At 52.5% G+C, this 10,092-nt stretch carries 6 protein-coding genes; 5 read left to right on the plus strand and 1 reads right to left on the minus strand.

Going from position 1 to position 10,092, the window contains the following annotated elements:
- Nucleotides 1-50 precede the first annotated feature (50 nt).
- The gene (locus GGR27_RS04125) at nt 51-3,038 is read right to left on the minus strand and encodes a SusC/RagA family TonB-linked outer membrane protein (RefSeq protein ID WP_209037870.1); all 2,988 of its coding nucleotides are present in this window, start codon (nt 3,036-3,038) and stop codon (nt 51-53) included.
- 383 nt (nt 3,039-3,421) lie between these two features.
- Between GGR27_RS04125 and GGR27_RS04130 the strand changes: the two genes are divergently transcribed.
- From GGR27_RS04130 to GGR27_RS04150, 5 genes are all read left to right on the plus strand, one after another.
- Nucleotides 3,422-4,702, plus strand: coding sequence for an aspartyl protease family protein (locus GGR27_RS04130; RefSeq protein ID WP_168036110.1), 1,281 nt, complete (start codon nt 3,422-3,424; stop codon nt 4,700-4,702).
- 433 nt (nt 4,703-5,135) lie between these two features.
- Nucleotides 5,136-5,894 (plus strand): SAM-dependent methyltransferase, encoded by a 759-nt coding sequence (locus GGR27_RS04135; RefSeq protein ID WP_168036111.1) that lies wholly within the window; start codon nt 5,136-5,138, stop codon nt 5,892-5,894.
- 139 nt (nt 5,895-6,033) lie between these two features.
- Nucleotides 6,034-7,050, plus strand: a complete 1,017-nt coding sequence (locus GGR27_RS04140) for an aspartate-semialdehyde dehydrogenase (RefSeq protein ID WP_168036112.1) — start codon at nt 6,034-6,036, stop codon at nt 7,048-7,050.
- A gap of 336 nt (nt 7,051-7,386) precedes the next feature.
- Complete coding sequence (locus GGR27_RS04145) at nt 7,387-9,171, plus strand: hypothetical protein (RefSeq protein WP_168036113.1); 1,785 nt, start codon at nt 7,387-7,389, stop codon at nt 9,169-9,171.
- A gap of 177 nt (nt 9,172-9,348) precedes the next feature.
- Nucleotides 9,349-10,074: an RluA family pseudouridine synthase gene (locus tag GGR27_RS04150; protein ID WP_168036114.1), complete on the plus strand. Its 726-nt coding sequence runs from the start codon at nt 9,349-9,351 to the stop codon at nt 10,072-10,074.
- Nucleotides 10,075-10,092: the final 18 nt, after the last annotated feature.

A 10,092-nucleotide genomic window follows, 5' to 3' on the forward strand; every position in this document is an offset into this window, starting at 1 on the left:
CAAATAATTACACATCTCTACTCTATAGTGTCAACACTAGGACAATTGGGTTAGAAAGAGGCATTTAGCCCCAGAATGATAGTACGGGCGCGTGGGTAAGTATTGGAATCGATTCCCGCCGACGGTACGCCGTTGAGTGACTTTCCAACGCTCACTTCTGGGTCCTGCCCGCTGTAACCAGTAAGTACGAAGAGGTTCTGACCAGTTAGCGTAAATCGCAAACTGTTCAATACACCGGAACCGACGGGCACGGTGTAGCCCAAGGAAGCGTTCTGTAAGCGGACGAAGTCGGCTTTCTCCAAGAATCTAGTTGACACGTCGGGAGAGTTAAGGGTACCTTCTCCGTTACCAACTACGTCGCGAGTTACGTTACGTCCGTTATTGAGTGCTCCCTGAGTAAAGTAAGCATTAGCCGTATTGGAGTACACGTACTGACCGAACTGACCGGCGAAGAAGATGCTTAGGTCAAGATTACCGAAAGTGAAACGGTTGGTAAGACCACCCGTCAAATTAGGCAGTGGACTTGCCCCCACGAAACCCTGGACATCACCGTTCGCGTAAAGTTGCCGGTTGCCATCTTCGGAAAAACCAACAAACTCGCGCAAGTAGAACGAATAAAGCGGTTGCCCCTCGGCAATTCGCTGAGCAAAGGCCCCCGTTAGTCCCTGACCGTTAATCTCACCGGTGTCGTAGGTACCATCGAGGTCCCTAACAACATTATTATTGTAACCAACATTGAAGTTGATGTCCCAACCAAAGTTTTCCTTATCGACCGCCACCAAATCAAGTGCTAACTCGACACCTTCGTTAATTACGTTGGCATCAAGATTACGAAATATGAATGGTACGTCCGCCGGCTGAGCGAATACGGACAGGATCAGCAAATCATTAGTATTCTTCTTGTAGTAATCGATACTACCACTTACGCGGTTGTTGTTGAAACCAAAATCAATACCGGCGTTCAACTGACTGGTAGATTCCCATTTGAGGGCAGGGTTACGAGCACCAACAATTTCAAAGCGAGAATCATTGATGTTACCATTTGCGTCGATATTTACGTCGGAGTAGCGGTTAGCTCGTCTGAATAGGTTGTTGCCAAACTCCTGGTTGCCCGTAACACCGTAGCCGACCCGCAGTCCGAGGGTTGAGAAGAAATCAGGAACGAAGTCTTCCTCCAATAAGCGCCACTTAGCGGCAAAGGAAGGGAAGTAACCGTAACGATTCTCAGAACCAAATCGGGTGGATCCATCCGCCCGAACCGTTGCCGTCACCAAGAATTTGTCGTTGATGTCTAAGCTCAAACGGGTGTAGTATGACTGCAGCTCGTTGATGTTGTTGAAGGAGTTGCCCTGGGATACGATCTCCGCCGATGCTTGATTATTGATGATGGTACTCAGGTCATCAGTCTGAAAATCACCCAGCGTATTGAATCTTCCACTACGGGAGAATTCTTGGTAGGAATACCCAACGAGGCCGTTGAATGATATGGCTCCGAAGTCCCGATCGTACGTAAAGTAATTTTCCCATAGCGTATTTTCTACGGTGACGTCGCTGTTACTCAAACGACCGCTCCCAGCTACTCCCTGCGAGTTCAGCAAGGGCGAAATGGCATCGGTACGGGAAGAGTTAGAACGGTCCAGTCCGTAAACCGTCTTGAATTTAAGCCCATCGACAATTTCAAGTTCGGCCGAAATGTTAGCCAACCCCCGTAGCGTTTGGGTAAAACCTTCGTAGTACGCCAGAATAGCGGTAGGGCTAGGTTCAGTATTGTCCAGTGGCTGAAATGGCGTACCATCCGGATTAAAGACCGGGTTAGTAGGGTTAGATTTTAGCACCGCACCGAGCAAGTCCCCACCAGCTCCGGCGTTCCGCGTGATGGGTACGTTATCGTCCCGGATGTCGGAGATCGTAATCTGGGTACCGATGGTAAGCCGGTCGTTGATGAAGCGACGGGAACCGTTAAAGCGCCCCGTCGTCCGCTTAAGTCCGGAGTCTTTAACTATACCCTCCTGGTCCATGTAGGAGGCCGAAAACCGGTAATTACCGTTATCATCGCCCGCACCGAATCCGAGGCTATGAGTCTGGGTAATACCCGTACGGAAAATTTCGTCCTGCCAGTCAGTGTTTGCCCCCATGTTCAGATCGTCGGCGGCATCCTGACCGTTCAAATCCCGAATCGCACCTAGGTATTCATCGGCATTCAGTAGATCGAAACGTTTAGAGATGTTGGCTACGCCGACGGAGACGTTATAATCCAAACGGCCACCGCCAGAATCACCCTTTTTGGTTGTAATAAGGACTACGCCGTTAGCACCACGGGACCCGTATATGGCCGTAGCCGAGGCGTCCTTGAGGATATCGATACTGGCAATATCGTTGGGGTTAAGGAAGTTGAGCGGGTTACGCGCGGTAGCTTGTCCAAAGTCACCTACATTAGCACTTGCGGATACATCTTCACTCGCAAGTGGCACCCCGTCAATAACGAACAAGGGGTTGTTATTCGCCCGCACCGAGGAGGTACCTCGAATACGGAAATTCACACCAGCACCCGGCTCACCGGAGGTTTGCGTGATCTGTACGCCAGCAGCCCGGCCCTGAATGAGTTCTTCGGGAGAAGTAATGACGCCAGAATTAAAGTCCTCCTCCGTAAGCGCCACAACGGCACCGGTAAGGTCAGACTTCTTAACGGAACCGTAGCCAATGACCACGACTTCGTCCAGCAACTCACCGGCAGACAAATCTATATTAAGGACCGTCTGCCCATTAATGGCGATCTCCTGAGTTGAGTATCCCGTGTAGGAAACCGAAAGGGATTCGGCACCCGCCGGCACGTTCAGGGTATAATTACCGTCAAAATCGGTGACGGTTCCGGTAGTGGTACCCGTCACGAAGACACTGGCACCAATGAGGGGGTCGCTAGACTCAGCGTCCTTGATCGTGCCCGATACCTGAGATTGCGCAGCGAGCGCACCGGTAAAGAGCAAGAGCAAAAGAGGCAAGAGGCAACCGCGCATGGTTTGGTTGATGTTAAGCTTCATACTACTACTTGAAAGTGAAAAATTAATGGTTATGGTGTACGCACCGGTTGTGCCCCAGCATGGCCGGGCCGGCCGCGGTAGTTACGGAGTGTTTTTACAAAATCGACGAAACCCGCCTGGGGTGCATTCGTTCAACGTAAAGAGGATTTGCATGATACCTTAAGCGCGGCTGCCAATTATACGGATTCCGCCGGGGTGTTAAATGATCGGCCGCGAAGGTGGCTAATTTAGGTCAAGTCACCAAATTAAGCAGTACGCTAATGTACAAAGTACGAAGAAATATATTCTCTTTTGTCCGATAGCAAACGATTGGATTAACGATTTCGCAACGATTGGGGTAGTAGTTACGCTGCCTACCGTAAAACATCTACCTTACTAAAGTGGTGCAACATTCAACTTCTGACGTCCTGGCTCGCGCTGAATCTTTGTGCAAAATCTGGCTACTAGTGGGGGTGTTTTGGGCGCTGGCGCAGGTGCCGGGAAATGGGCAAGCAAGCGACATCTCCAACCTCGGAAAGCGCGACAAAATTATCATTCCCTTCACGTTCGAGAATAATTTTATCGTCGTCCGGGTGACGTTGAACGGTCGGTATAGCCTCCGTTTCGTCGTCGATACCGGGGCGGAAAACACGATCCTACTCGACAAGCGCATTTCCGATGAACTTGACGTCGACTACCGCCGAAAATTCACCATCACGGGCGCCGACCAGGAACGAGACCTGATCGCCTACTTAGCAACCGGCATCGACTTGCAACTCGACGATGCGCTGCTGGCGCGCAGCCGGGCCATCCTGGTGCTAGAAGAGGACTACGCAAACCTGGACCAGGTCGTCGGTTCGCCAATCCACGGCATCCTGGGGGTAGACTTTTGGAGCCGCTTCGTCATGGAGATCAACTACCGCACCAGGGAGATCAGGTTGAAAAGAGCCACCGAATTTAAGCCCGGGCCAAAATATCGGGAAGTCCCTTCCGTCTTTCATCGCCACCGGGCCTACATCCAGGTACCCATCGCATTTAGTGAGCCCACCGCCTCGACGCGCAAACTGCTACTCGACACGGGAGCGGGAATCACGATGCTGTTGCACACGTACGGTGACACCATCAGGGAGCAGGATCTACCGGTTCCTACCCTACCCGGCTACATCGCTAACGGCATCGGTGGAAACGTAAACGGAAACGTGGGGCGGGCCCGGCAGATCACTCTGGGCGGTAAAACATTGGCGGACGTCATTACCTATTTTCAGCCCCTCGACACCCTCGGAAAAAACTATCTACACGGACGCCGCGGCATCATTGGCAACAAAGTCCTGAGCCGATATCGCATCGCGATCGACTTCGTACGCAGTAAGGTCTATTTCCGGCCGGACGGCAGGGCGATGCGCCAAAGGTTTAGGTTCGACCGGTCGGGTCTATCCATCGTTGCGGGCGGGCGGCGGCTGAATCAATTCTACGTAGCGCGCGTGGTAGCGGATAGCCCGGCGGCCGTGGCGGGCCTCTGCATCGGCGACCGCATTGCTTCGGTAAACGGAACGTCCTGCACTTTTCTGTCACTAGGTGCCATCATCGAGCGCCTGCGGGGTAAGATCGGTAGGCGGGTCCGCATGAAGTACGTTCGTGACAATCAGTACATCCGGACTGAGTTTACCCTTCAGGAATTAATATGAGCAGCTGCCTGAGCGTGTTTTCCGGTGGCCATTGGTAAATGCACGCCTACCAAATTACGCCGGTAAGCAAACAGTAGCTTGCAACGAACTAAATCTTGCGAACCGAGGGAAGCGGGGCTAAGTACCTCTATATAAGGTCTCAGTCTGGGCCGTTACTCCGGCAAAAGCACGGTCGGTAGTCACCACTTCGATGCGTAGGGAATAGTGTTTGCTCCTTTACCCAATTACCTGGCACCCGCGACCGCGCACCCCGTTGTTTAAACCCGTATGAATATCAACTCATTCGTACCCCGCGTTGATCTTAGCGGATTAGAGCGCACAAAAAGCGTATTTGTTTGTTAATGGTGCGTACCCCGTATAGTATAACAAAGAAATTACAGCAATTATCGCAACGTTCAACGAAGACCAGAAAGCACAAGAAATTTACCGCAACATGTGGGGCGGCGACGACCTCCACGTTGGCATTTATTCCGACGAAGTAGACAACCCTACCGAAGCGGCGCAGGCCACGACCGACCGGATGCTCCGGCTCTTACCGCGCATCAAAAAGTCGACTCGGATGCTCGTTTTACAAGCTGGCTTCGGCACCGCGGCGCGTTACATCGCAACGGAACACATGTGTAAAGTGGAGTGCCTCAATGACAATGAAGCGCAAAATACTTTCAATCAAGAAAAGATCAACGAAGCGGAGTTGCACAAAATGATGCACGTTACCCTCGGAGACGTTGACTACATGCCGTTCAACCCGGACTATTTTGACTTCGTATTCGCTCAGGACAGTTTCAGCATCACCGCCCAGAAGCGTCAGATGTTCCGCGCCATCCACCGCGTGATGAAGCCCGAGGCACGGTTGATCTTTTGTGCCATTATGCGCGCCGAAAAGGTAAGCCCGGCCGGTGAGGAGCGTATCGCTAGCTTGCCCGTTGAGGAGCTCATTACCGCCGCCGATTACGAGGATGACGCACGCCGTGGCTTTTTTCAAAAAGTTTATGCTCTCGACCTTTCTAAGAATTTAGCCGCTCACTTTGCCAAACTTGAGGAATCACTGGATGAAAACCGCGCTGAAATGGTCAAGCAGACCAGCGAGAAGTTCGTTAACGAACGGAAGCGGGTTTGTCAAATCTTTCGCGAATTGGCGGAAGAAGGGGATCTGCGGTGGGGCATTATGATGTTCCAGAAGCTGAATAGCTGATCTCAACTCCGTTAGAAAAAGTAGCCCAGTGCTAGGTATCACAACCTAGTACTGGGCTTTTTTTGTGATAGGTCGACCCTCAAATGGCATAAAACCTTACGAACGCGTAACTTCACGGTCCCCCCCAAAAAAATACACGATGAAAGTTGCAGTTGTTGGCGCTACCGGTCTGGTCGGAGGCGTCATGTTTCAAGTTTTGCAGGAGCATAATTTCCCGGTTACCGAGATGATCCCCGTTGCTTCCGAGCGCTCCGTCGGTAAGCAAATCGAGTACTGCGGTAAGTCGTACACCGTAGTTGGGTTACGGACGGCCGTTGAAATGCGGCCCGACGTCGCCATCTTTTCCGCCGGCGGTAGCATCAGCCTCGAATGGGCACCCAAGTTCGCGGAAATTGGCACCGTGGTGGTGGACAATTCCAGCGCCTGGCGGATGGACCCGACTAAGAAATTGATCATCCCCGAGGTAAACGCAAGCGAATTAACCGAGCGAGACCTCATCATTGCTAACCCGAACTGCTCCACCATTCAGTTGGTCCTCGCCCTGGCACCTTTACACAAAGCCTTTGGAATTAAGCGACTGGTGATTTCAACGTACCAATCTTTCACCGGTACCGGCGTCCCGGCCGTGAACCAGTACGAGGCGGAGAAACGTGGTGAAGACACGTCGGGAACCGATCGCCCCTATTCCTACCCTATATTCGAAAATTGTATCCCGCACTGCGACGTATTTCTCAACAATGATTACACGAAAGAAGAAATGAAGTTGGTCCACGAAACCCGTAAAATACTGGGTGACGACAGCATTGCCATCACGGCTACCGCCGTGCGGGTGCCCGTCCACGGTGGACACAGCGAATCAGTAAACGTGGAATTTCACCGGCCGTTTACGGTGGCGAAGGTGCGCGAACTGCTGACCGCGACCCCCGGAATCGTGGTACAGGATGACGTGAAGAATAACGTTTACCCCATGCCTTTGCTCGCCAAACACAAGGATGAAGTGTTCGTGGGACGCATCCGGCGCGATGAATCCATCGAAAATGGTCTCAACCTCTGGGTCGTAGCCGACAATTTACGTAAAGGCGCGGCTACGAATGCCGTACAGATCGCAACTTACCTTGCCGCTAACAAATTGATCGGGCCAGGCGTTACGGCTTAAGAGCATGTTGGGACTTTAGCTTCCGGCCTTGTTTTGGCCACTTTTGCGATGGTCTTCGTTAGCAAAATCCTCATTTAGCTACGGCTAAACTCCGGTTTTGCTGCCTAAACCATCACAAAACTGTCTCACCACGCAGTAGCAGCGTAGCTAAAACCGGCCAGGAACCCAAAGTCCCAATATGCTCTAAGTGACGCTTAACCCAGCAAGGGGTGGGCCAATGCTGCTGTTTTACAAGAAGCCGTGGCTAGCTGGGATTTTTCCGGCTACCGCATTTAACCTGATTTATGTGACGGGACCAGGGTATTTCCCTCCACCGCCACGCAACGCAAACTGAATATGAGAAATCGAATTGCCGTCTGGGGGCGTGACGCCCAGGAAAAACGAGTCCTCCTCGCCATCGAACTTCAAGTGAAGGACAACATCGTCCGCATCGAGACTTACCCCGAAAAGGTAGTCAGCGACGACATCTACAAACTTTTCATGGACAAATGGCGCAAGGAGCAGGAAGCCGAGCTTCCGGAGCCCGACCGCGTCATTGCCCGTGAACTTAGCGTCACCGAAGGGCTTTTGCCCGAAGATCTTAAGGCGGAACAGACGGACATGATCGTTCGGGCGCAAACCGAGTGGCATTTTCACGTCCTGAGCGCCAAACTCGCCGAGACGTACAAGTCTGAATTGGCCGAAATCGAGGACCGCGTGGAGCGGGCCACCGAATACAGCTCGGACTTGTGGAACCAGGCTAAAAAATTCTGGCAGAAGGTACAGGGTCAACTTCAGGACAAGACGCTGTTACGTGAGCAAGGCAACGATATTCGCAAGCGCGTCGACGGTACCTTCGATACGCTAAAGAAGATGCGTGACCAACTCAACGAGAAATACAAAGAGGAATCCGTCGAGCAGGTCGCCGCTTTCTCCGCCATTCTCGATAAGGCGGAAGCCTCCATCGAACAGGGTACCCACCTCAACCGCGTGTTTAATGAATTGCGGGAGACCCAGCGTAAATTTCACAACGTCAAATTTACCAAGCAGGACCGCGACGCCATTTATTCCCGCATCGACAAAGCCTTTAAAGCCGTCAAAGAAAAACGTGGCCAGGGGAAGGAGAGCGGTGGTGCTGCCGGCCGGATAAGCTCCCGCCTGGAAGGATTAGTGAAGGCTATGGACCGCATGAAAAGTGGTATCGGCCGCGACAAGGAGGACCTAAAGTTTGAGCACCGCCGTATTGAACGGACGGACGGACAGCTCGAACGGCAAATTCGCCAGGCGAAAGTGCTCATGATCGAATCCCGCATCACCAGCAAGCAAGCCAAGGTGGACGACATGGAGAAAACTAAGGCTAGCCTGGAGAAAAAGGTCGAGCAGGAAGAGCGGAAAGCGGAAAGACGCGCTAAGAAAGATGCGGAACGCGCCGCCGCTAACGCCGCAAAAGCTAAGATTGCCGCCGAAATCGGGAGCCGCGAGGTAACGCCAGAGGAAGCCGCAAAACTACAAGCCGCGGCTGACGCTATTTCGGGAGGAAAGAAAAAGAAGGGTGGCCGTAATAAAGCGACCGACCGACCTTCCAAGCAGGTAAGAAACTTCATTGCTTTTAGTGAAATCATCACGCCCGACGTCCCGGTAACAAAGGCGGCAATTGGTGCACCGACCGCTGAAGTAACTACACCACGAGATCAATCAGCCGAAGCGCCAAAGCCAACGGTTAGTAAGCAGGCGATTGAAAACAAAGTAACCCGCGTGGAGAACGAAGGTGCGGACGGCGCTCCTTACGTAGAGCAAGCGGTTGGTGACGCTTCGACGGCTACGAGCGAACATCCAGCACCTGCCCCTTCGGCGAACGGAGATACTGGACAAACAATTGCCGAAAAAACGGGTGACGCGATCGCGGGTGCCATTACTTCCGCGGGTGAGGCCATCGCTCCACTGCGGGAAGAAGGTGGTTTACTGGACCAAGCCGATGATTTAATGAACTCGGTTGTCGACGAAGTAACGGATGCGGTGGAAGACGTCACGGACACGGCGAAGGCAATTATTCAGGTGGCTAGCGAGAGACTCGCCGGTGAGGATGACACTAACGAGGAGTCGTCTGAAGACTTTACCGACCGGACTTCTGATAAAAATTAGGCGGTTTTAACATCCCCCTCTACTTGTTAAGGCATGCACCGGTGATTATTGCATCGCTGATTATGTTGCAACAGATTTGCCGCTAGCTTATGAAGCCGAGTACCCGAGCGTGGGTTACTCGGCTTTTTTGTTATCGCTAACCGTAAGCCTCCCCTACCCCTGATTACCTTTGCGCCCATGAAACTGGACATCCTCTTCGAAGACGATTTTTTGATCGTCGTCAACAAGCCCGCCGACCTTCTTTCCGTACCCGATCGCTACAATGCGGAAATACCTAACCTGACCGCCCTGCTCGGTCAACGCTACGGCGACCCCATCATCCCCGTGCACCGCCTCGACAAGCCGACGAGCGGAGCCATCATTTACGCCCGGACCAAGGAAGCGCACAAAGAAATGAATCGACAGTTTCAGGAGCGGGAAGTGGACAAGATTTACCACGCTATCGTGGAGGGCCAACCCGGCGAAGGAGAAACCGAAGTCGACGAACCAATCGCCAATAACCCAGCCCAAACGGGTAAAATGATGGTGAGCAATAAGGGTAAGTATGCTCTTTCAATTTTCAAGCAAATTGAATCGTTCGGTCGCCAATTCAGCCTAGTTGCCGTACAGATATTTACCGGGCGGACGCACCAAGTACGTGTGCACTTGGCCTACGCTGGCTTCCCGCTGATGGTCGATCCATTTTACGGAAAGCGCGAGGCATTTATGCTCTCGGAAATCAAGGGGCGGAAATACAACCTGGGCCGTGATAAGGAAGAGCGCCCCTTGCTGAACCGAGTTCCCCTCCACGCAACTAAGGTTTCTTTCGACCACCCGAGCACCGGTGAGCGCATGACGTTTGAGGCATCCTACCCTAAGGATATGCGGGCTGTGATCAATCAACTGAGGAAACTTGGTAGATGACCGCCGTTTATTCGGGTA

This window comes from Neolewinella antarctica (assembly GCF_011927835.1).
GTDB lineage: Bacteria > Bacteroidota > Bacteroidia > Chitinophagales > Saprospiraceae > Neolewinella > Neolewinella antarctica.

Bases quoted from the DNA above. Each gene is read 5' to 3' on its own strand.
- GGR27_RS04125 (WP_209037870.1), bottom strand. From the start codon at position 3,038: ATGAAGCTTAACATCAACCAAACCATGCGCGGTTGCCTCTTGCCTCTT.
- GGR27_RS04135 (WP_168036111.1), top strand. From the start codon at position 5,136: ATGTGGGGCGGCGACGACCTCCACGTTGGCATTTATTCCGACGAAGTA.
- GGR27_RS04145 (WP_168036113.1), top strand. From the start codon at position 7,387: ATGAGAAATCGAATTGCCGTCTGGGGGCGTGACGCCCAGGAAAAACGA.
- GGR27_RS04150 (WP_168036114.1), top strand. From the start codon at position 9,349: ATGAAACTGGACATCCTCTTCGAAGACGATTTTTTGATCGTCGTCAAC.
- GGR27_RS04140 (WP_168036112.1), top strand. From the start codon at position 6,034: ATGAAAGTTGCAGTTGTTGGCGCTACCGGTCTGGTCGGAGGCGTCATG.